Origin of the sequence: Streptomyces sp. JHA26 (genome assembly GCF_002005565.1) — a bacterium.
GTDB lineage: Bacteria > Actinomycetota > Actinomycetes > Streptomycetales > Streptomycetaceae > Streptomyces.
Genome location: NZ_BDJC01000062.1, coordinates 1 through 23,189 on the forward strand (window position 1 = coordinate 1; position 23,189 = coordinate 23,189).

Annotated in this window: 19 protein-coding genes and 1 pseudogene; 4 read left to right on the plus strand and 16 right to left on the minus strand. The window is 75.1% G+C overall.

The window, feature by feature from the left end:
* Together JHAT_RS28215 and JHAT_RS28220 are read right to left on the minus strand one after the other, a co-directional pair.
* On the minus strand, positions 1 to 1,219 hold a 1,219-nt coding region (locus JHAT_RS28215), incomplete at its 3' end, for an FtsX-like permease family protein (protein WP_307718360.1).
* A gap of 223 nt (positions 1,220 to 1,442) precedes the next feature.
* Positions 1,443 to 1,856 carry a globin gene (locus JHAT_RS28220; RefSeq protein WP_077801104.1) on the minus strand — a complete coding sequence of 138 codons (414 nt, stop codon included), beginning with the start codon at positions 1,854 to 1,856 and terminating at the stop codon, positions 1,443 to 1,445.
* Between the two features lie 89 nt (positions 1,857 to 1,945).
* Here JHAT_RS28220 and JHAT_RS28225 point away from each other — a divergent pair, with 89 nt between their 5' ends.
* A complete protein-coding gene (locus tag JHAT_RS28225; RefSeq protein WP_077801105.1) occupies positions 1,946 to 2,920 on the plus strand; it encodes a methyltransferase domain-containing protein in 975 nt (324 codons plus the stop codon).
* 15 nt (positions 2,921 to 2,935) lie between these two features.
* On the opposite strand, the gene JHAT_RS28230 is transcribed toward JHAT_RS28225, so the two are convergent.
* The 11 genes from JHAT_RS28230 to JHAT_RS28280 all read right to left on the minus strand — a co-directional run bounded on the left by JHAT_RS28230 (position 2,936) and on the right by JHAT_RS28280 (position 19,231).
* Complete coding sequence (locus tag JHAT_RS28230; protein ID WP_077801106.1) at positions 2,936 to 4,561, minus strand: FHA domain-containing protein; 1,626 nt, start codon at positions 4,559 to 4,561, stop codon at positions 2,936 to 2,938.
* A 73-nt stretch (positions 4,562 to 4,634) separates the two neighbouring features.
* Positions 4,635 to 5,981, minus strand: a complete 1,347-nt coding sequence (locus tag JHAT_RS28235) for a VWA domain-containing protein (protein ID WP_077801107.1) — start codon at positions 5,979 to 5,981, stop codon at positions 4,635 to 4,637.
* 131 nt (positions 5,982 to 6,112) lie between these two features.
* On the minus strand, positions 6,113 to 7,570 hold the full coding sequence (locus tag JHAT_RS28240; protein ID WP_077801108.1) for a PP2C family serine/threonine-protein phosphatase: 1,458 nt from the start codon (positions 7,568 to 7,570) through the stop codon (positions 6,113 to 6,115).
* A 3-nt stretch (positions 7,571 to 7,573) separates the two neighbouring features.
* Complete coding sequence (locus tag JHAT_RS28245) at positions 7,574 to 10,144, minus strand: serine/threonine-protein kinase (protein ID WP_077801109.1); 2,571 nt, start codon at positions 10,142 to 10,144, stop codon at positions 7,574 to 7,576.
* Positions 10,145 to 10,166: 22 nt separating this feature from the next.
* Positions 10,167 to 11,498 (minus strand): hypothetical protein, encoded by a 1,332-nt coding sequence (locus JHAT_RS28250; RefSeq protein WP_077801110.1) that lies wholly within the window; start codon positions 11,496 to 11,498, stop codon positions 10,167 to 10,169.
* A gap of 59 nt (positions 11,499 to 11,557) precedes the next feature.
* A complete protein-coding gene (locus JHAT_RS28255; RefSeq protein WP_077801111.1) occupies positions 11,558 to 12,601 on the minus strand; it encodes a glutamate ABC transporter substrate-binding protein in 1,044 nt (347 codons plus the stop codon).
* Positions 12,602 to 12,660: 59 nt separating this feature from the next.
* Entirely contained in the window at positions 12,661 to 14,163 is a 1,503-nt protein-coding gene (locus JHAT_RS28260; RefSeq protein WP_171991098.1) for a hypothetical protein, read from the minus strand.
* Positions 14,164 to 14,369: 206 nt separating this feature from the next.
* Positions 14,370 to 15,341 carry an N-acetylglucosamine kinase gene (locus JHAT_RS28265; RefSeq protein WP_077801113.1) on the minus strand — a complete coding sequence of 324 codons (972 nt, stop codon included), beginning with the start codon at positions 15,339 to 15,341 and terminating at the stop codon, positions 14,370 to 14,372.
* Complete coding sequence (locus tag JHAT_RS28270; protein ID WP_077801114.1) at positions 15,332 to 16,597, minus strand: 6-phospho-beta-glucosidase; 1,266 nt, start codon at positions 16,595 to 16,597, stop codon at positions 15,332 to 15,334. Before JHAT_RS28270 ends, JHAT_RS28265 begins: the two co-directional genes overlap by 10 nt.
* A 97-nt stretch (positions 16,598 to 16,694) precedes the next feature.
* Positions 16,695 to 17,909 carry an ROK family transcriptional regulator gene (locus JHAT_RS28275; protein WP_077801115.1) on the minus strand — a complete coding sequence of 405 codons (1,215 nt, stop codon included), beginning with the start codon at positions 17,907 to 17,909 and terminating at the stop codon, positions 16,695 to 16,697.
* A gap of 227 nt (positions 17,910 to 18,136) precedes the next feature.
* Positions 18,137 to 19,231 carry a mechanosensitive ion channel family protein gene (locus JHAT_RS28280; RefSeq protein WP_171991099.1) on the minus strand — a complete coding sequence of 365 codons (1,095 nt, stop codon included), beginning with the start codon at positions 19,229 to 19,231 and terminating at the stop codon, positions 18,137 to 18,139.
* A gap of 333 nt (positions 19,232 to 19,564) precedes the next feature.
* Between JHAT_RS28280 and JHAT_RS28285 the strand changes: the two genes are divergently transcribed.
* Complete coding sequence (locus JHAT_RS28285; RefSeq protein ID WP_077801117.1) at positions 19,565 to 20,101, plus strand: HNH endonuclease; 537 nt, start codon at positions 19,565 to 19,567, stop codon at positions 20,099 to 20,101.
* Between the two features lie 49 nt (positions 20,102 to 20,150).
* Here the strand turns inward: JHAT_RS28285 and JHAT_RS28290 are convergent.
* Together JHAT_RS28290 and JHAT_RS28295 are read right to left on the minus strand one after the other, a co-directional pair.
* Positions 20,151 to 20,732: pseudogene (locus tag JHAT_RS28290) on the minus strand (Uma2 family endonuclease); the annotation flags it as partial.
* Positions 20,729 to 21,217 carry an ATP-binding protein gene (locus JHAT_RS28295; RefSeq protein WP_077801118.1) on the minus strand — a complete coding sequence of 163 codons (489 nt, stop codon included), beginning with the start codon at positions 21,215 to 21,217 and terminating at the stop codon, positions 20,729 to 20,731. The pseudogene JHAT_RS28290 and the gene JHAT_RS28295, both read right to left, overlap by 4 nt.
* Positions 21,218 to 21,417: 200 nt before the next feature.
* On the opposite strand from JHAT_RS28295, the gene JHAT_RS28300 reads away from it, so the two are divergent.
* Both JHAT_RS28300 and JHAT_RS28305 read left to right on the plus strand, forming a co-directional pair.
* On the plus strand, positions 21,418 to 22,302 hold the full coding sequence (locus tag JHAT_RS28300; protein ID WP_253195635.1) for a helix-turn-helix transcriptional regulator: 885 nt from the start codon (positions 21,418 to 21,420) through the stop codon (positions 22,300 to 22,302).
* Positions 22,302 to 22,514 (plus strand): DUF397 domain-containing protein, encoded by a 213-nt coding sequence (locus tag JHAT_RS28305; protein WP_077801119.1) that lies wholly within the window; start codon positions 22,302 to 22,304, stop codon positions 22,512 to 22,514. The genes JHAT_RS28300 and JHAT_RS28305 overlap by 1 nt, the downstream gene beginning before the upstream one ends.
* On the opposite strand, the gene JHAT_RS28310 is transcribed toward JHAT_RS28305, so the two are convergent.
* Positions 22,487 to 23,143, minus strand: coding sequence for a bifunctional 2-polyprenyl-6-hydroxyphenol methylase/3-demethylubiquinol 3-O-methyltransferase UbiG (locus JHAT_RS28310; protein ID WP_077801120.1), 657 nt, complete (start codon positions 23,141 to 23,143; stop codon positions 22,487 to 22,489). The genes JHAT_RS28305 and JHAT_RS28310 overlap by 28 nt on opposite strands.
* Positions 23,144 to 23,189 lie beyond the last annotated feature (46 nt).

Here is a 23,189-nt window from a genome sequence, read left to right on the forward strand (position 1 = left end):
GCGTCACCGCCAGCGCGCACCCCAGGGCGGCCGCCCCGGTGACCAGCCACACCCCGGTCCCGCCGAGGGCCGGCACCTCCGGCCGCAGCCCGATCCGGGCCAGCGCCCCCTGCCCGGCCAGCAGCCGGGTCAGCGGACCGGCGAGCAGCGGCGCGCAGACCACCGCGGGGACGGCCAGCAGCAGCGCCTCCAGCGCGGCGAGCCGCCCGAGCCGCGCCCGGGAGGCGCCCCGCGCCCGCAGCACCCGCAGCTCGCCCGCGCGTTCGGCGGTCAGCAGCCGGGCCACCAGCAGCAGCGCGCAGCCCGCGAGCAGGGCCAGCTGGAGCGCCACGACGAGGAGCGTGGAGCGGGCCACCAGCAGGGAGCGGTCGAGCCGGTCCAGCACCTCGGGCAGGGACGTGTCCACCGCCGTCGCCCCGCTGAGGACGGGCCGGCCGCGCAGCCACGCCACCCCGTCCCGGGCCGCCCCGCGCAGCGCGTCCGTGCGGCCGGCCGTCACCGTGGAGAAGTCCGCCGTCGCCAGCCACCCGGACGGACCGGCGCTCACCCGGCCGCCGGTCAGCGCACCGGGGGCGGCGAGCAGCGGCCCGTACGTCGTGAAGCCGCCCCGCTCGATCCCGCGCCCGCCCAGCTCGTCCAGCCGCCAGTACGGGGACGCGGCCTCGGCCGGCCGGTACAGACCGGTGACCCGGATCCGCACCGCCGGGCCGTCGAACCGGTCGGTGAGGGTGAGGCGGGTGCCGGTCCGGACGCCGAGGCGCTCGGCGACGGCCGTCGGCAGCGCGACCTCGGTCACCGGGCCGCCCTCCCGCGGCATCCGGCCCTCGGTGATCCGCACCTGCGCCGGGTCGAGCGCCGCGAAGTACGTCAGGTCCGGGTTGTCGCCGGACCGCTCGCCGCGCGGCCGCAGGGCGTCCGGCAGGGCGTACGGGCCCGACCTCGTCAGGGGGCGGACGGTGACCGGCAGCCCGCCGAAGGCGGCCCGGGCGCCCCTGCGCACGGTGGCGTCGGCCTCGTCGCGCCCGCCCTCGGGCACGTCCGCCTTGACGATCAGCGCGGTGTCGGCGGCGTTGCGCGGATCGGCGAGGGCGTGCCGCAGGGACGCGTCGCCGATCGCGCCCGCGTAGGCGGCCAGGGCCGCCAGCACCGCCGTGGTCAGCAGAACGGTGAGCAGCGCGGCGGCGAGCAGCAGGCGGTGAGCCCGCGCGCGCAGCAGCACGAACCCCGTGAGTCCCCCGCTCCCCGCCACCCGGCCCCCCGGTACCGTCGTCCAGACCTGCCGGTGATGCTGTCAGAGGGCGCATGGAGCGGGAAACCGCTTGAGAGGCGGAATTGACCGGATCGTGATCGGATTCCGGCGATGCGGGACCGGAATCCGGTCGTGGTCCTCGCAGGTCGGCCCTCGGGGGAGTCGGCCCTCGGGGGAGTCGGCCCCCGGGGGCTCAGCCCTCGGTGTTCACCATCGAGGCCGCCGCGTACGTCAGGTACTTCCACAGCGTCTGCTCGTGCTCCTCGGACAGCCCGAGCTCGTCGAGGGCCACCCGCATGTGCCTCAACCACGCGTCGTGCGCCGCGCGGTCCACGGCGAAGGGGGCGTGCCGCATCCGCAGACGGGGGTGGCCGCGCCGTTCGCTGTACGTCGTCGGACCGCCCCAGTACTGCATCAGGAAGAGCGCGAAACGCTCCTCCGCCGGGCCCAGGTCCTCCTCGGGGTACATCGGCCGCAGGACCGGATCCTGGGCTACCCCCTCGTAGAAACGGTGGACGAGCCGGCGGAAGGTCTCCTCCCCGCCGACCTGCTCGTAGAAGGTCTGCTCCTGAAGCGTGCCGCGCCGAATCTCATTCACGCCGTCCATGGTCTCAGACAGGGCGGCATAGGCCCCGGGACCCAGGACCTCACGCCCGCCGGCCGCCCACGGCGACCGCCGGGCCCTACTGTGGAGGCATGGGCGGGCACCAGGACCTGGAACGCCTCGCCGACTCCGCGCGGGCGGAGCTGGTGCGCGAGATCGAGCTGAGCGGCGCCTGGGCGGCCGACCCGGTCTGGCGGGAGGCGTTCGCGACGGTCCCGCGCCACCTCTTCGTGCCCTCCTACCACGTCGGCGTCCGGGGCGGCTACGAGCGCCGGTGGGGCGAGCACCCCGACCCCGCGGCCCGCGAGCGCTGGGTGCGCGGCGCGTACGCCGACACCCCGCTCGCCACCCGGCTGCGCGACGGCGAGCTGCTCTCCTCCAGCAGCCAGCCGTCGCTGATGGCGACGATGCTGGTGGAACTGGGCGTGGCGGACGGCGACCGGGTCCTGGAGATCGGCGCCGGCACCGGTTACAACGCCGCCCTCCTCGCCCACCGGCTCGGCGACGACGACCTGGTCACCACCGTCGACCTGGACCCGGAGATCACCGAGTCGGCCCGCCGGCACCTGACCGCCGCCGGGTACCACCCGGCCGTCGTCACCGGCGACGGGGCGCGCGGGGTGCCCGAACGCGCCCCCTTCGACCGGATCATCGCCACCTGCGCCCTGCCGGAGATCCCCCGCGCCTGGCTCGCCCAGTGCCGCCCCGGAGGGCGGATCCTGGCACCGCTCGCCACCGGCCTGGTCGCGCTCACCGTCCACGACGCCGAGCACGCCGAGGGGCACTTCCTGCACACCCCCGCCTACTTCCTGCCGCTGCGCGGCACCGGGCGCACCGGGCCGGAGCCGCCGGGTCTCGCCGGGGTGCCGCGCCGGGCCCGCGACGACGACCTGTTCCGGTTCCTGCTGGCCCTGTCCCGGAGCGGCCTCGACCCGCAGGAGGCGCACGCGCTGTGGGAGCGCGAGGACGCCCCCCGGCGCGAGCGCTACGGCATCACCGTCCGCGGCGAGCGGGCCTGGGCCTGGCTGGACGACCCGGAGGGTCCCTACGCCTGGCCCTTCGCCTGACGGCCCGCGCCCGCCTCAGCCGCGGCGGATCGTGATCGTCGTCCAGGCGCCGACGTGCACCCGGTCGCCGTCCTGGAGCGGCACCGGCACGAAGGGCTGGATCGGCTCCTCGCCGCCGTTGACCGTCGTGCCGTTCGTCGAGTTCTGGTCGACGACCGCCCAGCTGCCGTCCGGCTGCTGCACCAGCAGCGCGTGCTGGTGCGAGACGCCCGGGTCCTCCGGCGGCACCGCGAGATCGATGTCCGGGGTGTCGCCGGTGGAGTGCCGGCGGCGGCCGATCGTGACCTGGTTGCCGGTGAGCGTGCGCTGCTGCTCGGGCGAGTACGCGGGCAGGTTCAGGCCCGCGGCCTCGGGGCCGGAGCGCTGCATCATCGCCATGAAGTACTCGCGGTCCGGACCGATGGTCGCCGTCCAGGTCGCCGGCTGCTGGGACCGCGGCGGGAAGCCGTGGCCGGGCGGGGCCTGGGTGGCGCCGGGCTGCGGGTAGCCGTAGCCGCCGCCCTGCGAGGGACCGCCACCGGGGCCACCGGGAGCGCCGGGGCCACCAGGACCACCGGGGCCTCCAGGGCCGCCGGGAACGCCGGGGCCACCGGGGCCGGACGACGGCGGGGAGAGCATCCAGTCGTCGTCACCGCCGCCGAAGGACGGACCGCCGCCCTGCTGCGGGCGGCCGGTCTCCTGCGGGAAGCCGGGCGGGGCCGGCGGACCGGACTGCTGGAACGCCTGCGGAGGGCCGCCGGGACCACCGGGGCCGCCGGGACGGCCGGGAGCCCCGGGGTCGCCGGGACCACCGGGGCCGCCGGGACGGCCGGGCCCCCCCGGGCCACCGGGACCGGGCGGGGGCGGGACGGGACCGGGCGGCGGCGGAACCGGCCGCGACGGGTCGGCACCGAAACCGGGCGGGGCCGGCGGACCGGAGGGACCGCCCTGACCGCCGGGACCCGGGTAGCCGGAGGGACCGCCCGGACCACCGGGGCCCGGGTAGCCGGAGGGGCCGTTCGGACCGCCGGGACCGTTCGGACCCCCGGGACCGTGCGGGCCCGGACCACCGGGGCCGCCCTGACCGTGCTGAGCGGGACCGCCCGGACCACCGGGACCGCCCTGACCGGGACCGCCCTGACCGGGGCCGCCGGGGCCCGACGGGTCGGCGCCGAAGGGCGGGCCCGGCGGGATCGGCTCGGCGGGCCGGTTCATCTGGGACGGGCGGGAGCCCTGGTAGTCGTACGCGTCACCGCCGCCGTACGACGGACCGCCCGGCGGCTGCGGGAACCGGGGCCCAGGACCGGACGCCGGACCGGGCGCCGGCGGACGGGGGGCCGCCGGGGTGTACGAGGTGGCGGTGTTGGTGAGGAAGTTCCACCGGCACTCCTCGCAGAACGGCGCACCGCCCTCGCGGGGCGTGCGGCACTGCGGGCACAGCTGCGGTTCCGCGGCGGGGCCTCCCGGACCGCCTTGACCGCCCGGGCCGCCCTGTCCGCCGGGGCCGCCCGGACCACCGGGACCGGCGGGCGGCGGGAAGCCGTAGCCTCCGCCCGGGGGCGGGGGCGGCGGAGGGGGCGGCACGGCACCGGCCATGCGGTGACCGCAGACCTCGCACCAGTCGTCGGAACCCGACTGGTGTCCGTTCGGGCAGGTCGGCATGTCGGAGCTTCCCCCTCTTGCGGAGCTTGTCGCTGTGTTGTCCTGCGGTACTGCGTCGTCCTGCGGTACTGCGTCACTTCTTCACGCGAACAGTCTTCGTCGACCGGGTCTCGAGAGTCATCTCGTCGGCCTCCTCGACCTTCGCTTTCAGTCGCACAGTACCTGCCGCCGCGTCGACCACGTCCACCACCTTCGCAAGCAGTTTCGCCGTATCCGCGTTTCCGGAGGCCCCGGCCAGCTGGACCGCACGGCCCAGTTTGGCCGTCGCTCCGTCGATGTCTCCCGCTTTGCGCAGATCCAGCCCCTGTCGGATGACCTGTGCCAGTTCGGCCTGCCCGGTGTAGTGGGCGACCTGGGGGTTGATCGACGTGGACGCGGCCACGTCGTCCGTCCACACCGCGCGTACGAGACCCTGGGCGCCGAGGTTCCGGACGCTCCCCCCGGGCTCCGGGACGACCAGGGAGACACGGGCGGCCAGCATCTCCCGGCCGATGTCCGCGGCCGGTACCTCCACGCAGACGTGGTAGTCGCGGGACTCGTCGCCCCAGGACCCGGTGGGGTAGTCCCCGGCGCGCGGCCCCGCCTCGGCGCGGCGGTCGGTCAGCTCCTCGACCGTGGGGGCGACCTGCTTGACGAACCGCACCGTGGCGCCGACCGGGGTCCACAGGCGCAGGGCCACGTCGGCGACCTCCTTGCCCATGGCCGTCTCCATCATCCGCGTGAAGTCGGCGGCGAGCCCCGACGGGTCGGCGACGATGTCGGCGGTGCCGAGCAGGGCGGAGGCGATCGCTGTGACTTCTTTCACTTCCCAGTCGGTGCCCACGCCACGGGCGTCACAGGTGAACCTCCCGGCGCAGGCGTCGAGGGCGGCCTTCAGGTCGTCGGGCGACTCGTGCTCGTTGCGGCCGTCGGTGAGCAGGATGCCGTGCCGGATGGCGACGTCCGCCGTGGACAGCAGCCGGTCGGCCAGCCGCAGCCAGGTGCCGATGGCCGTGCCGCCGCCCGCGCTCAGCCTGCGCAGGGCCTGCTTGGCCCGCTCCCGGGTGGTGGCGTCGGCGACCGCGAGCCGGCCGTTGCCCGGATAGACCTCCGTGGCCACGTGCGTGCCGCCGACCACCGCGAAGTGCACGCCGTCGCGCAGGGTGTCGATCGCGGCGGCCGTCGCGTCCCGGGCGTTGCGCATCTTGGTCGGCGGGTAGTCCATCGAGCCCGAGCAGTCGACCATCAGCGCCACGGCCGCGGACGGCCCCCGGCCCGGCGCGTACAGCTGGGGCGCGGCCACCGCGCTTCCGACCGTGCCGCCACCGGTCGCGGTGACCGTGACGATCGCGTTGACCTCGCGGCCGCCCTCGGGCAGGTACGCGTTCTGGTAGACGTCCACCGAGAACTGCGGCACGTGCGACTTCGAGAAATTGGCCATGCCGGATCGCATCCCCCTCTACGTCCCCACGGTGGTGGGGTGACGGCTCGTGACGCGGACCGCCCCCTGCGGTCCGCGAGGCCGCCCCGCCGTCCCCCCCGGCCGTGCGCGTGTGGCCCGGCCGTGCGGCCTCAGCCGGATCCTGCCCCCGCGGGCGGGGCCGGGAACGGCACGACGGCCACTGTTACGTTGTCGTGGCCACCGCCGTCCAGGGCGTGGCCGACCAGGACCCGGGCGCTGTGCAGCGGGCGCGCGGCGGCGTCGAGGGGCACGGCCGCGGCCATCTCCTCGGCCGACTCGGCGTAGTTCCACAGGCCGTCCGTGCACACCACGACCACGCCGGGGCGATCCGGTTTGAACGACGCGGTGTGCGGCTCCAGTTCGTAGGCGTCGGCGCCGAGCCAGCCCGTGATCGCGTGGGCGCGCTCGTCGGCGTACGCCTCGGCCTCGTTCATCAGGCCGGCGGCGACCATCTGCGCGGCCCACGAGTCGTCCTCGGTGAGCCGGGCCGGCGGGGTGCCGCGGTCCACCGGCACCCAGTAGACGCGGCTGTCGCCGACCCAGCCGACGACCAGCAGGTCCGAGGTCACCACGGCGCCGACGAGGGTGCAGGCCGGGGCGTTCTGGTGCGGCGCCTGCTCGCGGGCCGTGGCGGGCTCGTCGGCCAGCGCGTTGACGGCGTGGGAGGCGGCGACGATCGCGTCGTGCATGGCCTGCTGCGGGTGCGTGCCGCGCGGCAGGGCCGCGAGCAGCGACTCGCCGGCCGCGCGGGACGCGGCGAGGGAGGCGTCGTCCGGGCGGGTCGCCGAGGAGACGCCGTCGCACACGATCGCCACGGCCGCGGTCGTCCCGTCGGGCAGCGCGGTGCGGCCGACGCAGAAGGCGTCCTCGTTGCGGTGGTGGCGCAGACCGCGGTCGCTGACGGCGGCCACGGGGCCCGCCTCCTGCTCCATGTGGTCGCGTTCGCGGGGCTGGGCGTGCCCGCAGTTCTCGCAGTAGCCGTCGTCGTCGACGCGGCCCGCGCGGCAGGCCACGCACACCTTGCCGGACGCGGCCGGTGCGGGGGCGGTCCCCGGGGCCGGGGCCGGCACCGGGGCGGCCGACCGCGGGTCGGGGGCCTGCAACGGGTACTCGTCGGGCTCGTCCGGACGGTCGAACCGCACGCCGGACACGGCCGGTTCGGACGCGACCGGCTCGGAAGAGACCGGCTCGGACGCGGCCGGTCCCGCCGGGACCGCAGGCGCGGCGGGCGGTGCGACCGGTGGCGGTGGCACGGCGGCAGACGATGGCGCAGGCGCGGCGACAGGCGGTGGTGGCGGCGCAGGCGCGGCGGCCGGTGGTGGCGGCGGTGCGGCCGGCCGTGGCGGCGGCAGCGGGGAGCCGGCCGGGTCCGCCCCCGGCACGCCCTGCGGCGGCGACGACGGGGCGGGCACCGTGCCGTTCGGGGAGATCGTCGGACTCTCCTCGGGCCGCGCGGGCACGGCGGACAGGTCGTATCCGCACGCGCCGCAGAAACGGTCGTCCGACTCGAGGGGTTCCTCGCAGCTCGGACACTTCGACACAGCGGCCTGCTGGGGCATCTGCGACATCAACTACACCCACGTCCGGGGGCGGTAACGATTGGCACGTTCCACCAGGTCGATCCTCTCCTCGCCGCCCCGCGCCAGCCGGGCCAGCGTGCGGTACGAACGCTCCAGGCCGAAACGCAGGCCGCGTTCGTCCAGACCGCTGCCGAGCAGTGTCCGTTCCCCGGCGGCGGAGGGAACGGAACCCCGGCCCCCGGAGAGTACCCAGTCCAGGGCGCAGCCGAGGACCTCGACCGACAACTGCTCGCGGCGAGCCGGATCCAGACCGTACACGTCCAGGGACTCGACCTGCCGCGCGGCGGCGGTCAGATCGTCCAGGAACGCCACGTCGCCGGGCGCGGCGACGCGCCTGCGCAGCCGCGCCCGCACGGCCGCCACGCGCGCGGCCGTGCAGTGCACGGACGACTCCGGCACCGACTCCAGCGTCCGTACGGCACCGGTCCGGTCGCCGCCGGCCAACTGCACCCGGGCCAGGCCGAACGCGGCGCTGACGTGGCTCGGGTCGGCCGACCACACCAGGCGGTAGTACTCGGCGGCGTTGTCGAGCTGGCCCAGCACCTCCGCGCACAGGCCGAGCGCCAGCTTGGGCGCGATCTCGCCCGGGAAGGCGTCGTAGACCGCGTCGAAGGCGAGCGCGGCGCCCTCGTGGTCGCCGGTCACCAGCGAGGCCAGCCCCCGGTACCAGACCACCCGCCAGTCGTCGGGCCGCTCGCCCTCCAGGGCCTCCAGGACCTCCAGCGCGCCCGGGGCGTCGCCCAGTTCCAGCCGCGCCCGTGTCTGCCGCAGCAGGGTCTCGGCCGACGGCGCCGGCGCGGCGCCCAGCGCGGTCAGCAGCTCACCCGGCGCGGACGTCATCAGGCCCGCCAGGAAACCGGCGTTGGGGTCCCCGGGGTCGACCCGGGGGACCGGCAGGGCGAGGGCGGCGACGGGGGCGTCGACGGGCTCGACCAGGGCGGAGGCACCGCCCCCGACACCGCCGACCGTGCTCACGGCGCCCGGCAGCGCGGGACCGGCGCCCCCGCCACCCGCCGGCGGAGCGGCCGACGCGCCGGCACCACGCTTCCGCGCGCCCGTCGCCCGGGCCCCCAGCCGCGACACCTCGCCGTCCAGCCGGGGGAACAACTCCGTGTCCGTGACCCGCACCTCGGGCCCGAACAGGGTGGACAGCGCGGGCCGGGCGCGGCCCGTCTGCAGCGAGACCACCTCGCGCAGCACACCCGTCAGCTGCTCCGCCATCTCCTGCGCGGAGGCGAACCGGCGGGCCGGGTCGGGATCGGTGGCGCGCACCAGCAGCCGGTAGAACGACTCGTACCGCCGGAACACGTCGATGGTGTCGGGGTCCGGCAGCGAGTCGGCGTAGACGGTGGTGTAGCCCTGGAAGTCGAACGTCAGCACCGCGAGCGTACGGCCGACCGTGTACAGGTCGGAGGCCACCGAGGGGCCGACGTCGGCGACCTCGGGCGCCTGGTACCCCACCGTGCCGTAGATCGCCGACTCGTCGTCGTCCATGCGGCGCACCGCGCCCATGTCGATCAGCTTGAGCTGGTCCTCGGTCTGGATGGCGTTGTCGACCTTGAAGTCGCAGTAGAGCAGGTTGCGGCTGTGCAGGTGGCCGAGGGCCTCCAGCGCCTCGATGCCGTACGCGCACGCCTGCTCCACCGGCAGCGGGTCGCGCCGCCCCTCGGGGGTGCGGCGGGCGTTGGCGATCTCCTTGAGGGACTTGCCGCCCACGTACTCCATGACGATGTAGCCGTCGAGGGAGCCGGTGCGCTGGTCGAGGTGTTCGACGAAGTTGTAGATCCGCACGATGTTGGCGTGCTCGATCTCGGCGAGGAAGCGCCGCTCGGAGATCGCCGCCGCCATCGCGTCCTGGTCGCCGGTGTCCAGCAGGCCCTTGAGGACCACCCAGCGGTCGGAGACCGCCCGGTCGACGGCGAGGTAGATCCAGCCGAGCCCGCCGTGCGCGAGGCAGCCCACCACCTCGTACTGGCCGTGCACCACGTCCCCGGACCTCAGCTTCGGCACGAACGAGTACGGGTGGCCGCACTTGGTGCAGAAGCCCTCCGTGCGGCCGGGCCGGTCCCCGCGCGCCCGCCCGACCGGCGCCCCGCAGTCCGAGCGCGAGCAGAACCGCTTGCGCTCGGGCACCTCGGGCTGGTCCAGGACCATCGCGCGCGGGTCGGGCCGCGGGATCGCCGGGACCTCGACCAGGCCGGCGCCGAGCCGCCCCCGCGCGGAGGAGCCGGCGGGCGACCCCGAGCTGCGCACCGACACCGAACGGCCCGTGGAGCGGCCCGACGCGGACCGCGACAGCCGCCCCGACACCGAGCGCCGGGACCTCGAAGACTGCGACGACGTCCGCGCGCTGCGGCCGCCGGAGCGCGCGCTGCCGCTGCCCGCCGAGCCGCGTGAGCCCCGCCCGCCGCCGGTGACCCCGGTCGGCGTCGAGCCCACCGCGCCGTCGGACGCGACGACCGGCGCGAGACCGCAGGTGTCGCAGTACAGCTCGCCGCCGCCCACGTCCTCGTAGGACCCGCCGCAGCCGGGTCGCTGACAGGTCCCCTGCTCCCGGCTCATGCCGTCGCCTCCCCGTCGTCGCTCATGCGCCGGGCTCCGTCCGGTCCACCGGCCCGCCCTGCCCGGGCACGCGCGGCGCGGAGCCCAGCACCTCGGCCGCCGCCTGCTGGTAGCGCAGGACGGCCTGTTCGGCGACGCGCAGGTCGCAGGGCGCGCTCCACAGCATGCGGCGCGCCCTCTCGTACTTCTCCACCAGCTCCGGGTCCTCCGCGAAGCCCAGCCGGGAGACCTTCGCCTTGTACGCGTCCAGCCGGCCGCGCAGCTCGGCGCGGACCGCGAGCGGCGCGGTGACCGCCGTCAACGACTCGCGCGCCCGCAGCAGTTCGTCCTCCGCCTTCTCCTCCAGGGACTCCAGGAGCGGCGACAGGCGGTGCCACTGGCCGTGCCTGCGGTACTCGGCGGCCGTCGCCAGCTGCTCCTGGAGCACGGTCGGCGGACCGCTGACCACCGGCACCTCCGTCGCGGCGATCTTCGCCAGCACCTCGCCGCGCGCGGTGCGGGCCTCGGCGAGCGTGCGGTCCGCGCGGGAGAGCACGTCCCGCAGCCGCACGATCCGCTGCTCGGCGTCCTGACGGACGGCCAGCACCGCGTCGATCTCCCGGCGCACGTCCTCCAGGGCGCGCGCCTCCCGGTCGTAGACCGTGGTGTCCGGCCGGCCGCCGCCCGGCGCCGAACTGCCCTCGGCGGGCACCCAGAACGCCAGCGGGTCGGACACCACCCGCTCGCGCAGCCTCGTCAGGGTACGGGTGATCCGCTCCAGGTCGTCCCCGGCCGGGTGCTCGCCGGGGCGCACTCCCACCGAGTGCGCGAGTCGGCGGGTGCGCTGGAGCTCGGCGGCGAGCAGATCGATGCGCGCGGGCAGCGCCGACCACACCGCGTCGGCGGCGACCACCAGGTCGAGGGAGGCCGCGTACAGCTGGTTCATCCGCTCCACCAGCGTGGCCAGCGAGTACCGCTCGCTGAGCCGGCCCGGACCGCCCTGCACGGTGGGCGCGTGGGCGGTGGCGGCGGCGCCGGCCACGGTGACCGCCTCGCCGCGCAGCAGCTCCGTCAGTTCCACCAGGTCCTCGCGGCTGGACCAGCGGCGCCGGGCGCGGATCTCCCGGGCGGTGCGCAGCGCGCCCGTGTACGCGTCGAAGTAGGACCACAGCAGGGTGATCGACGCCTCCGCGACGGCCCAGCGCTCCCGGGTCACGCCCGTGAGCTCGGCACCCTCCAGGAGCCTGCGGCCCGCGTGGTCCTGGAGCGCGAGGAGCGAGGTCTCGATGGCCTCGTGCTCCGCGCCGAGGCGCGCCAGCGCACGGTCCACCTCGTCCCGGTCCATCACCGGCCCGGTGGGTCCCGTGTCGCCCATCGATCACCTTTCGCTGTTGCGGACTCGTGCGTGCTTCTTCCCCGTGCCGCGGCGGCCGTTCAGCTGCCGCGCAGGTACTGCGGGGCCGGCGGTCGCGACGGCCCCGGGTCGTCCCCCATGGTCTCCGACAGCCACTTCCCGTACGAGCGCTGCCAGCCCCCGGCCCTGTCCGCGCGCCACTCGACGAGGACCTGGTTGACCCGGCGCACCAGGTCGTCGGCGTCCTTCTTCATCGCCACGCCGTAGTACTCGGTGGTGAAGGGGGCGCCCTTGAGTTCGACCGTGGGGTCCTGCGCGGCCTGGCTCGCGGCGAGGGCGCCGTCGGTGACCACCGCGTCGACCTCGCCGAGCTGGAGCCGCACCAGGCAGTCCAGTTGGTTGGGCACGGTGGTGCCCAGGTCGGCGCCGGCGGCCGGCCCGCCGTCCGCCTGGTCCTGCTTCAGCGTGCTCAGCGCCGTCGAACCCGCCGCCGTGCAGATCTTCTTGCCGGCGAGTGTGCCGTCGTACCCGGTGATGTCCGAGGACTTGGGCGCGAGCAGCTGCTGGCCGGTCCTGAAGTAGGGGGCGGAGAAGGCGACGTCGGCCAGCCGGTCGCAGGTGATGGTCATCGTGCGGACCACCATGTCGACCCGGCCGTCCTGGATCGCCGGGACCCGCTGGTCGGTGGGTATCGCCTTGAACTGCACCGCGTCCGGGTCGCCGAGGATGTCCTGGGCGATGCGGTGCGCCAGGTCGATGTCGAAGCCCTCCAGCTCGGCGTCGCCGCCGCTGTTCGGGTCGCGGTAGCCCCAGCGGTAGCTGTTCTGGTCGACGCCGACGACCAGCTTGCGCCTGGCGCCCTCGCGGTTGCGGATCGCCTCGACGGTGGGGCCGTCCGCGCCGTCCGGGGACAGGGTCTGCTTCTCCGGGTCCGTGCACTCCTCGGCGGCGCGCGCCTGCCGGCCCTGGGCGGCACCCCGGCCACCGGTGCCCGCGGTGCCCTCGCCGTGCGAGCGGACCACCGGCAGGAGCAGGGCGAAGAGCACCGCGAGGACGCAGGCGAACGCCATCGCACCCACCCCGCCCCAGCCCTTCAGGCCGGCCCGCAGCCGTCGCACACGCATGCTCACGCCCCCTTCCACCACCACTCCTTCCCACCCGCTCGCCGGGCCCCGGCCCCGCCTCACCGGTACTCCGACAGCCTGCGGCCGATGCCCAGCAGCGCGCCGGCCGCGCCCAGGACGACGAGGGCGGCGGCGCCCTCGGGCAGCAGGCCCATCGCGTCCAGGCCGTCACCGGCCGCCCGTTCGAACTCGTCCTTCTCGTGGGCGAGGGCGACGGCGAGCGAGGCGTCGACGCCGTCGAAGCACTCGACCGTGGCGCCCCTGCCGCCGATCACGAGGTCCAGCGCCTGCCGGTAGTTGCCGTTCTCGTCCTGCTCACGGGCCGCCGCGTGGCGCTTCTTCCACTCCGTCATGTCGGCGCTCGCCGCCGCGACCGGCTTCTCGCCCGTCCGGTCGTCGGCGAGCCGCCGCGCCTCGGCCAGGCCCTTGCCGAGGGTGTCCATGTTCTTCTCGAAGTCGAGGTCGTAGGCGTCGAGCGTCTCCCCGCCGACCTTCCTCGTCTCCGCGCCGCGCGCCACCAGCGTGAGGTTCTCGTCACCGCGGGCCTTGAGGGAGGCGATACGGGCCTCGTGCAGCGCGTTCAGGGAGCGCACGCCGTGGTCGTAGGAGTCGTTCAGGTTCGACCGTGCGACGGTGTGGCCGACGACCAGCCAGAGCAGGACGATCGTCGCGGTGGCCGTGGCGGTGACCAGGCCGTGGTTGAGGACCCGGTTGGTGCGCCGGTAGTCGCGGTGCTGCGCCCAGCCCAGGGCCGCGAGCGCGAGGACACCGAGGGCGATCGCCGCCCACGGGTAGGGCTCGGCGTCGGCGTAGTCGTCGCTCAGCCGCCGGTTCTCCCGGGTGTAGAGGTCCTCCGCCGCCGGGAGCATCTCCTTCTGCATCTTCTCGTTGGCGTAGCGCAGGTAGGCGCCGCCGACCGGGTAGCCCTGCCGGTTGTAGGTGCGGGCCCGCTCGATCAGGCCCTTGTACTCGGGCAGCAGGCGGTTCAGCCGGGTGATCGTCGTGGCGGCGGGGGACTCGGCGTCGGAGTCGGCGGCGGCCTTCACCAGGCCCTCGGCGGCCGCGCGGACGCCCTTCTCGTACCGGTCACGGGAGGCCTTCGTCTCCTGGCCGCCGGCCAGGAAGCCGCTGGACGCCGCGGTGTTGGCGTCGGCGAGGGAACGGTAGATGTCGGCGGCGGCGGAACTGAGCGGCTGACTGCGGGTCAGCACGTCGTCGGCGGCGGCGGACCGCTCGTTCATCTGCCAGGCGGTGACGGCGCCGAAGGCGAGGACGAGCACGGCGAGCAGGGCCCCGATGATGCGCAGCCGACCGGGCTCGGTGACGGCCGCGGCGCGCAGGCGGTCCACGCCCTCGGCGAAAGCGGTGCGGCGACGCGTCGACGGCGGGGACGGCGTCGACGGCGGGGACGGCGGGGACACCGCCGGTGTCCCGCCGGCGGACCGCTGCTGCGGAAGGGGATGCGGAAGGGGATGCGGCAGCGGCTGCGGCGGTACGGCGGGCAGCGGGGGCACGCCGGCGCCGGGCGGTGGCGCCGCGTTGTTCTCCGGCGGTCGAGTCACTGCTGACCTCCCCCATGGTCATCCGTCGCCGCAAGTATCGCGCCCCGCGCCGGCATTCGCACCGGCCTTCACCCGATCTTGTTCCGTTCGCGGGACCCCGACCACCGCTCCCGGCCCCCGCTCCCGGCGCCGGTCGACCGGCCCGACCGCCCCCGGCCCTGCCCATGAATACGACCGCGGGGCCGGTTCGGTTCCCGGTGGCGGCCTCACGTGCCGAAGTGCGCCCGGACCCGCGCCTGCGCCCCGGGGGCCGCCCCCGTCCGGTCCAGCCCCAGCAGCACCGCGCCCAGCACCGGGGGAGCGGTCACCACCCGGGGCACGGCCCCGGGGGCGCGGGCCGCCAGCAGCTCCCGTATCCGGCCGTCGAGCCGGGGATGCCGGGCGGCCAGGACACTGCCGCCGAGCAGGACCGGCGTCCGCTCGTGCAGCAGGCCGAGCCGGGTCAGCGCGACGGTGGCCATCGCCACCACCTCGTCCGCCTGCCGGTCGACGACCGCCCCGGCCACGGGGTCGCCGTCGGCCGCCGTGGCGAACAGCACGGGCGTCAGCTCGTGGCGCCGTACCGGCTCGATGCGCCGCAGGTGCAGGGCCTCGACGAGGGCGTACACGGAGTCGAGCCCGAAGTGCGCCGGCAGGGTCCGGGCCAGCGCCGTGGGCTCGCCCCGCCCGTCCTCCGCGCGCGCCGCGTGCCACAGCGCCTCCTCGGCCAGGGCCCAGCCGCCGCCCCAGTCGCCGGAGATCCGGCCCAGGGCCGGGAAGCGGGCGGTGCGGCCGTCGGGGAGCATGCCGACGCAGTTGACGCCGGCGCCGCACACGACGGCGACCCCGCGCGGCTCGGTGACGCCGGCCCGCAGGACCGCGAAGGTGTCGTTGCGCACCTCGACGGTCGTGCCCCACGCGCGCGCGTGCAGCGCGGCGGACAACTCCTCCTCCTCCACGGGCAGATCGGCGTTGGCCAGGCACGCCGAGACGTGGTCGACGCCGGTGACGCCGGCCTCGGCGAACGCCCGCGCCACCGCCTCGGCGAGGGCGTCCACCGCCCGGCCGACGCCCACAACGGGCGGGCGGAAGCCGCCGCCGCGTGCCGTGGCGAGCACCTCCCCGTCCGCCGCCACGACCGCCACGTCCGTCTTGCTGTTGCCCGCGTCGACGGCGAGCACCCTCGCGCTCAGGCCCACGCCAGGTGCTCCCGGTTGTGCGCGACCAGCCGGTCGGTGAGCTGCTCGGCGTGGGCGTACTGGCCGACGAGGGGGTGGGCGAGCAACGCCCGGAACACCCGCTCCCGGCCGCCGCGCAGGGCCGCGTCCAGGGCCAGGTCCTCGTACGCCGTCACGCTCGCCATCAGGCCCGCGTACAGCGGGTCCACGGCCGGCACGGCCAGCGGTGTCGCGCCCTCGCGGCCCACCGCGGCCTGCACCTCGATCACCGCGTCGTCGGGCAGGAAGGGCAGCGTGCCCCGGTTGAGGGTGTTCACCACCTGGTACGGGGATCCGGTGCCGCCGAGCAGGGCCGCCGCCAGGTCCACGGCCGCCTCCGAGTAGTAGGCGCCGCCGCGCTCGGCCAGCAGGGCCGGTTTCTCGTCCAGGGCGGGGTCGGCGTACATCTCCAGCAGCCGCCGCTCCATTTCCGCGACCTCGGCGGCGCGGGACGGCTTGTGGCGCAGGTCCTCGACGACCTCGTCGTGCGCGTAGTAGTAGCGCAGGTAGTAGGACGGGACGACGCCCAGGCGGTCCAGGAGCGGCCGGGGCAGGCGGAGGTCGGCGGCGACGACGTCGCCGTGCTCGGCCAGCAGCCGGGGCAGGACGTCCTCGCCCCCGGGGCCACCGAGGCGGACGCCGGTCTCCCAGGTGAGGTGGTTGAGGCCGACGTGGTCCAGGTGGACGTCGGCGGGCGCGACCCCGAGCAGCGCGGCGAACTTGCGCTGGAGCCCGATCGCCACGTTGCACAGCCCCACCGCCCTGTGACCGGCCCGCAGCAGGGCGCGGGTGACGATGCCGACCGGGTTGGTGAAGTCGATGATCCAGGCGTCCGGGTTGGTCCGGCGCACCCGCTCGGCGATGTCCAGCACCACCGGCACCGTGCGCAGCGCCTTGGCCAGGCCGCCCGCGCCGGTCGTCTCCTGGCCGACGCAGCCGCACTCCAGCGGCCACGTCTCGTCCCGCTCGCGGGCCGCCTGGCCGCCGACGCGCAGCTGGAGCAGGACCGCGTCGGCGCCGTCCACGGCCGCGTCCAGGTCGGAGGTGGTGACCACGCGGCCGCCGTGGTCCTGCCGGGCGAGGATGCGGCGGGCGAGGCCGCCCACCAGCTCCAGCCGGTCCGCGGCCGGATCGACCAGGACCAGCTCCTCGACCGGCAGGACGTCCCGCAACCGGGCGAAGCCGTCGACGAGCTCGGGGGTGTAGGTGGAACCGCCGCCGACCACGGTGAGTTTCATGTACGTCAGCCCTTCACTCGGATCACGGGGCCGTGACCGGCTCGGTCGCGGCCCGGGTGGTTTCGGCCGGCGTGGTGCGAGCGCCGACGGGGGGCGTTCAGCCGGTGGTGTCGAAGACCTCGTCGCGCGTGGCGGCGAGCGCGGTCTCCAGGGCACCGCGCAGCACGGGCTGCTCGGTCACGGTGCCGACGACGAGCCGGGGTCTGGCCGCGGCCAGCTCCGCCAGCTCGTCCCGGACCAGGGCGCGCAGCGGCTCGCCGCCGGCGGTGAGGACCGTGCCGCCGAGGACCACCAGCTCGGGGTCCAGGACGGAGACGAGGGAGGCCAGACCGGTGGCGAGGCGGGTGGCGTAGGCCCGCAGCAGGCGACGGTGGGGGGCGTCGTCGGGGCGCAGGGCGGCCGCGGCGAGCAACGCCGCCGCCGACTCGCCGGACGAACCGGACGACGGGGGGTCGACGCCCAGCTCGCGGGCCAGCCCCACCACCGCCTGCGCGCCGGCCAGCTCCTGGAAGCCGCCGCTGCCCGTCCGGGCGACCCCCCGCACCAGCGGCGCGCCCGGCACCGGCAGGAACCCGACCTCGCCGGCGCCGCCGGTCCAGCCGCGGTGCAGCCGCCCGCCGAGGACCAGGGCGGCGCCGAGCCCGTCCTGGTTCCACAGCAGCACGAAGTCCTCGTGGCCCCGGGCCGCGCCCAGGCGCCGCTCGGCCACGGCGGCGAGGTTCACGTCGTTCTCGTACTCGACCGGCATCGGCAGGGCGGCGGCGACTTCCTCCAGCAGACGGGGGGAGTGCCAGCCGGACAGGTGGGCGGCGTAGCGCAGCCGGCCGGTGCGCGGGTCGAAGGCGCCCGGGGTGCCGACGACCAGGCGGCGCACGTCGCCCCGGGCGAGTCCGGCGGCCTGCACCGCGCCGTCGAGCGCGTCGGTGACCTGCCGGACGACGGGGACGCCGGCGCGCCGGCCCGGGGTGGGCAGCTCGTACCGGCCGACCGTGCGGCCGGTGAGGTCGGCGACCGCGGCGAGGACGCGGGCCGGGGTGACGTCGAGTCCGGCGGCGTACCCGGCGGCCGGATCGACCTCGTACAGCCGGGCGCCGGGGCCCGGCCGGCCCTGCGTGGTGCCGCCGGCCCGCACGAGCCCCGCGGCCTCCAGGCGGGCCAGCAGCTGGGAGGCGGTCGGTTTGGACAGGCCGGTGAGCGTGCCGATCCGGGTGCGGGACAGCGGCCCGTGCTCCAGCAGGAGGTCCAGGGCGGCCCGGTCGTTCATGGCGCGCAGCACGCGCGGGGTGCCCGGTGTGCCGGCGGTTCCTGCCATGCGGGTCCGCACCTGCCTCTCGCCGCCCGGTGCTCCACGGGGCCGTGTACCGATCCCGCACGGGACCGCCCCCGGGAACTGTAAGGAAGGTTTCCTGTCGGTCGGGAAACGTAGGCCCGCCCGGGAGAGGCCGTCAAGGGGCCGCCCGGCGGGGCCGCACGCGCGACCGCCCCCGGGGCGACGCGGGCGGTCGCACCTCGGGGGCGGGAGGCGGGAGGGAGGGCCGGTTACTTGGTGGTGCTCGGCGGGGTGAGCGGAGAGGCGGCCATCGACTGCGGCGACACGGTGCTCGCGTAGGCCGACGGCGCCGCGACGCCCGCCGTCGGGTCGGGGGCCGCGGCCCCGTCCGCCGGGACCGTGGCGCCGCCGACGATCGGGATGTCGGCCGCGTCGAAGGCCCGCTTGATGCGCCAGCGCAGCTCGCGCTCCACGGTGAGGGACTTGCCGGGCATGGTCTTCGCCGAGACCCGCACGACCATGGAGTCCAGCAGGACGCTGTCCAGTCCGAGCACCTCGACCGGCCCCCACAGGAGCTCGTTCCAGGGCTCCTCCTTGCTCATCCGCTCGGCGACGGCGTCGAGGGTCTCCTTCACCTTGTCCAGGTCCTCGCCGGAGCGGACCGTCACGTCCACACCGGCCGTCGACCAGCCCTGGGACAGGTTGCCGATGCGCTTGACCTCGCCGTTGCGGACGTACCAGATCTCGCCGTCGGCGCCGCGCAGCTTGGTCACGCGCAGCCCGACCTCGATGACCTCACCGGAGGCCACGCCCGCGTCGATGGTGTCGCCGACGCCGTACTGGTCCTCCAGGATCATGAAGACGCCGGAGAGGAAGTCGGTGACCAGGTTGCGGGCGCCGAAGCCGATCGCGACGCCCGCGACACCGGCGGACGCCAGCAGCGGGGCCAGGTTGATCTGGAAGGTGCCGAGGATCATCAGGGCGGCGGTGCCCAGGATGAGGAAGCTGGCCACCGAACGCAGGACCGAGCCGATGGCCTGCGACCGCTGCCGGCGGCGCTCGGCGTTCACCAGGAGCCCGCCCAGCGCGGTGCCGTCCACGGCCCCGGCGGTGCGGTTCATCCGGTCTATCAGCTTGGTGATCGCCCGCCGCACCACCGTGCGCAGCACCGTCGCGATCACCAGGATCAGCACCACGCGCAGCCCGATCGCGAGCCAGGTCGACCAGTTCTGCTCGACCCAGCTCGCGGCGTTCGTCGCGTGCTCCTGGGCGTCCTGGAGCGTGGGCACCCCAGGGGCCGTCGTGGAGGGCGACGGCGACGGGGACGGACCGGCGGCCAAGGGGACGGCGGCGGACAGGGACACGGCGGATACCTCCAGGTGCGACGGCCCGTCCGCGGCGCGCGCGGCCGGGCGACTACGGTCCAAGGGTCTGGTCCAAGGTCACGGGAAGGTCACCGGACGGGCAGAACAACCACACTAACGGGGCACCACGGGTGGACCGGCGTGAAGTTCGCGAGAGAGACGGTGCTCACCCGCGCTTGAACTGGTCAGGCTCCGGGGGATGCCTCGGGTGTGGTCGAAAACACTCCCAGCCCGTTACCGGGACATGGTGGCGCGTCCACCAGGCATGAGGAGAGACTGACTACGGATCGTCCCGGCGCGAGCCACGCGCCGCCGGCGTACAAGGAGGCATCCGTGCCGCACGTCCTGGTCCTCAACGCGTCGTACGAGCCACTCGGCGTCGTACCGCTCCGCCGCGCGCTCGTCCTGGTCCTCGAGAACAAGGCCGTGTGCCTCGAGGAGTCCGGCGCCTTCCTGCACAGCGCGACCGTCACCGTCCCCGCACCCAGCGTGGTCCGGCTCAAGCGATTCGTGCGGGTCCCCTACCGGGGGCCCGTCCCTCTCACCAGGCGGGCGCTCTTCGCGCGCGACGGAGGCCGGTGCATGTACTGCGGCGGGGTCGCCACCAGCATCGACCACGTCGTCCCGCGCAGTCGCGGGGGGCAGCACGCGTGGGACAACGTGGTGGCGTCCTGCCGCCGCTGCAACCACGTCAAGGCGGACCGGCACCTCGGCGAGATCGGCTGGCGCCTGCGCCACAAACCGGCCCCGCCCACCGGTCTGGCCTGGCGCATCATCGGCACGGGCCACCGGGACCCGCGCTGGCTGCCGTACCTGCAGCCGTACGGCGCGGACGACGCGTTGGCCCGGATCGACGGCATCTCCGCCTGACGGTCCGGGCCGCACCGCACGCCGGGCCGGGCCGGGTCGGGCCCGCTCGGCGCACCCAGTTCTTCAGCGGCTCGGTGTCCAGGGTGATCCCGACCGGCTCGGGGAGCGCGACCTCCTTGCCGAAGGGCAGCGTCTGCACGGTCTCGTACCGGCCGCCGTCCGGCCGGCTGCGCACCTTGACCTCACGGGTGTCCCGGTCGATCAGCAGATAGATCGGGATGCCGGTCTCGGCGTAGGCCCGGGGCTTGTCGACCCGGTCGCGCCGGTCGGTGTCGGAGTCGTACGAGGTGACCTCCACGACCATGAGGACGGGGGAGGGGTCGGCCCACTCGCCCTGCCCGACGAACGCATCGGCCGGGACCAGGCATCCGTCGGGACGGGCGCGGCCCTGCTGATACTCCTCGACGGTCAGTCCCTGGGCCGGGTCCAGCCACAGTTCGGGCCGGTGCTGCACGCAGATGCGCGTGAGTCACTGAATGACGCGTCCGTGGTCGCCGTCGGACACGGCCTTCCGCCCAAGATGTCCGTTGATGAACTCGAGCCGCGCGCCTTCTATGCTCCGGTTGGCATGACGGGCGAGTTCTTCGAACTCGGTGACGAGCATCTGCGGCCTGTCAGCGGTCACGGTCACAAGGCTCCTCCGGATCCGCGGGGGTCCACACGCTCAGCGTAGGGGAAATCAGGCCTGCCGGGCGGGGTGTCCCACTCGGCGTACACGGTCTTGCCGACGCTCCGTGGCTCCCAGCCCCACCGCGAGGCCAGCGCTCCGACCAGCAGGAGCCCGCGCCCGAACTGTCCTTCGGCGTCCGCGACCGGGCGTGGGCGCGGCAGCCGTTCGCCGCGCGGGTCGCTCACCTCGACGCGGAGGGTTCGGTGACCGAGGGTGACGCGTACGCGGATGAGCCGTCCCCGCAGGCTGCCGTGCAGCAGGGCGTTGGTCATCAGCTCCGAGACGACGAGGGCGACGTCCCCGGCGAGACCGGCCTGCCCCCACTCCGCGACGAGCCGCGCGGTTCTGCGCCGGGCGAGGGGGACGCTGCGCTGGGTGGGGGTGTAGTCGAGCAGGTCCTCGTGGAGGAGCGGCGCGGGCGGCGGCAAGGACACGGGTTCTGCCATGGGGCGGTGCCTCCGAGTAGGGGCGGCGGTGTCTCTGCCGTGCCTGCGTGGGGCAGGACGGTGCGCTTCCGCCGGGACGGACCGCAGAGTGAGCGGCTGGGCACCCAAAGTAGTGGGGCGAGCGCTATGGGGGCAATCGCTTCAGGGAATTAATTCCCCGGAGTTCGACGTGGAGGAGGAACGACGCCACACTGTGGCGGGTGACGCGATCAACTCAAGCCGCAGGAAACCGGGTCTCCACGGTTCTGGGCCGCAAGCTGGGTGCCGAACTGCTGCGTCTTCGCGACGGGGCGGGCCGTACGCAACAGCAGGCTGCCGGCGCCATCTCCGCGACCGCTACGAAGGTCGTGAAGATGGAACGCGGCTGGGTGCCCATGCGGGACCCGGACATCCGCGTGCTCTGTGAGTTCTACGGGGTGCGCGAGGACCGAACCGTCAATCGACTGCTCGCCCTTGCTCGGCTGGACCGGGAACGACGCAAGGCCAAGGGGTGGTGGAAGCAGTCGCCGCAGGCCGAGGCGGTGGCGGAGTACATCTCCATGGAAGACGTGGCCAGTGGGGTCCGCACCTGGCAGCAGGCGTTCGTGCCCGGCCTGCTCCAAACGCCCGAGTACACAAGGGCCCTGGTGGTCAGTGAGGGGGTCTGGACGGACCCGGACGAGATCGAGGGCGTCGTCGACGTCCGGATGAAGCGGCAGGAACGTCTCGAGGGGAGCCATCCCCTTCAGTTCTACGCGGTCGTCTGGGAGGCCGCTCTGCGGCAGCAGGTCGGCGGGCCCGACGTGATGCGCGCGCAGCTTCACCGCATCCTGGAACTGGCTCAACTCCCCAACGTGCGGCTTCAGGTACTGCCGTTCCGGGCGGGCGGGCACGCCTGTATGGCGGGAGCCTTCAGCATCGTCTCGTTCGTCGAACCGGAGGCCGTCGACGTGGTTCACGTCGACACCATCGCGGCTACCGTGTGGGTCGAGGACGAGGCCGAAAGCGCTACGTACAGCTCGTTCTTCGACCGCACCGCTCGACTGAGCCTGGCCCCCAAGGACTCGCTCAGACTGATCGAAACCATCAGCGAGGACATGCATTGATGAACGGCTTCGACTTCGTGAAGTCCAGCTACAGCAGCGGAAGCGGCGAATGCGTCGAGGTCGCCCTCAACGTTCCCGGGGTCGTGGCCGTCCGTGACTCCAAGAACTCCGCCGACGGGCCGATACTCCGCCTCGCGCCGCAGGCGTGGGTCCGGTTCGCCGGGGAGTTGGGGCGGCCGGCCGGTCAGGGGCGGCGCCACGTGAGTGTGTAGCGCCAGAAGAGGCGACGGCGCAGCCGGGCGCCGGGCAGGACGGCGCGTGCCGCTTCGGTGATGTCGGAGAACGGCATGGTCGCCGGTCGGGTCGGGGCGGTCATCGAGGCGGGCGGGGCGGCGCTCCGTCCTCCGTTCCTGAGCCGGCCGATGGCGGCGTTCGGGAGGACGGCGGCCGCGCCGAGCAGGTGGTCCGTGGTGGTCCGCGGGCGGAAGAGGCCGACGACGACCAGGGTGCCGCCGGGGGCGAGGTGCCTGCGGAAGGCGTCGAGGGCCTCGGTGAACGGCAGGTGGTGGAGGGCGGCGACGCAGGTGATGACGTCGTGGGGCCCGGCGGGAAGTTCCGTCGGGGCGTCCGCGACGGTGAAGGACACCGCCGTTCCCGCGGGGGTCAGCATGCGCGCCCGCGCGGTGATCACCGGGTCGGAGTCGACGCCGTGGACCTCGTCGGCACGGGCGGCGAGCAGACGGGCCAGGTCACCGGCGCCGGAACCGACGTCCAGCGCGCTGCCGAACCGGCGGGGGAGTTGCCGCAGGATCCAGCGGTGGTAGTGGGCGTTGTGGTCCCAGGGGTGCGCGGCGTTGAACCGGTCGAGCGCGTGGATGAGCCGATGCGGCGGTGACGCCATGCGTTTCCTCCCGAGATCCGTCCCGGTCCGTAGCACAGCACACCCT

Excerpts from the sequence above, each read along its gene's own strand:
- JHAT_RS28220 (WP_077801104.1), bottom strand. The coding sequence starts at position 1,856 with ATGGACGGCGTGAATGAGATTCGGCGCGGCACGCTTCAGGAGCAGACC.
- JHAT_RS28225 (WP_077801105.1), top strand. The coding sequence starts at position 1,946 with ATGGGCGGGCACCAGGACCTGGAACGCCTCGCCGACTCCGCGCGGGCG.
- JHAT_RS28230 (WP_077801106.1), bottom strand. The coding sequence starts at position 4,561 with ATGCCGACCTGCCCGAACGGACACCAGTCGGGTTCCGACGACTGGTGC.
- JHAT_RS28235 (WP_077801107.1), bottom strand. The coding sequence starts at position 5,981 with ATGGCCAATTTCTCGAAGTCGCACGTGCCGCAGTTCTCGGTGGACGTC.
- JHAT_RS28240 (WP_077801108.1), bottom strand. The coding sequence starts at position 7,570 with ATGTCGCAGATGCCCCAGCAGGCCGCTGTGTCGAAGTGTCCGAGCTGC.
- JHAT_RS28245 (WP_077801109.1), bottom strand. The coding sequence starts at position 10,144 with ATGAGCCGGGAGCAGGGGACCTGTCAGCGACCCGGCTGCGGCGGGTCC.
- JHAT_RS28250 (WP_077801110.1), bottom strand. The coding sequence starts at position 11,498 with ATGGGCGACACGGGACCCACCGGGCCGGTGATGGACCGGGACGAGGTG.
- JHAT_RS28255 (WP_077801111.1), bottom strand. The coding sequence starts at position 12,601 with ATGCGTGTGCGACGGCTGCGGGCCGGCCTGAAGGGCTGGGGCGGGGTG.
- JHAT_RS28270 (WP_077801114.1), bottom strand. The coding sequence starts at position 16,597 with ATGAAACTCACCGTGGTCGGCGGCGGTTCCACCTACACCCCCGAGCTC.
- JHAT_RS28275 (WP_077801115.1), bottom strand. The coding sequence starts at position 17,909 with ATGGCAGGAACCGCCGGCACACCGGGCACCCCGCGCGTGCTGCGCGCC.
- JHAT_RS28295 (WP_077801118.1), bottom strand. The coding sequence starts at position 21,217 with ATGGCAGAACCCGTGTCCTTGCCGCCGCCCGCGCCGCTCCTCCACGAG.
- JHAT_RS28305 (WP_077801119.1), top strand. The coding sequence starts at position 22,302 with ATGAACGGCTTCGACTTCGTGAAGTCCAGCTACAGCAGCGGAAGCGGC.
- JHAT_RS28310 (WP_077801120.1), bottom strand. The coding sequence starts at position 23,143 with ATGGCGTCACCGCCGCATCGGCTCATCCACGCGCTCGACCGGTTCAAC.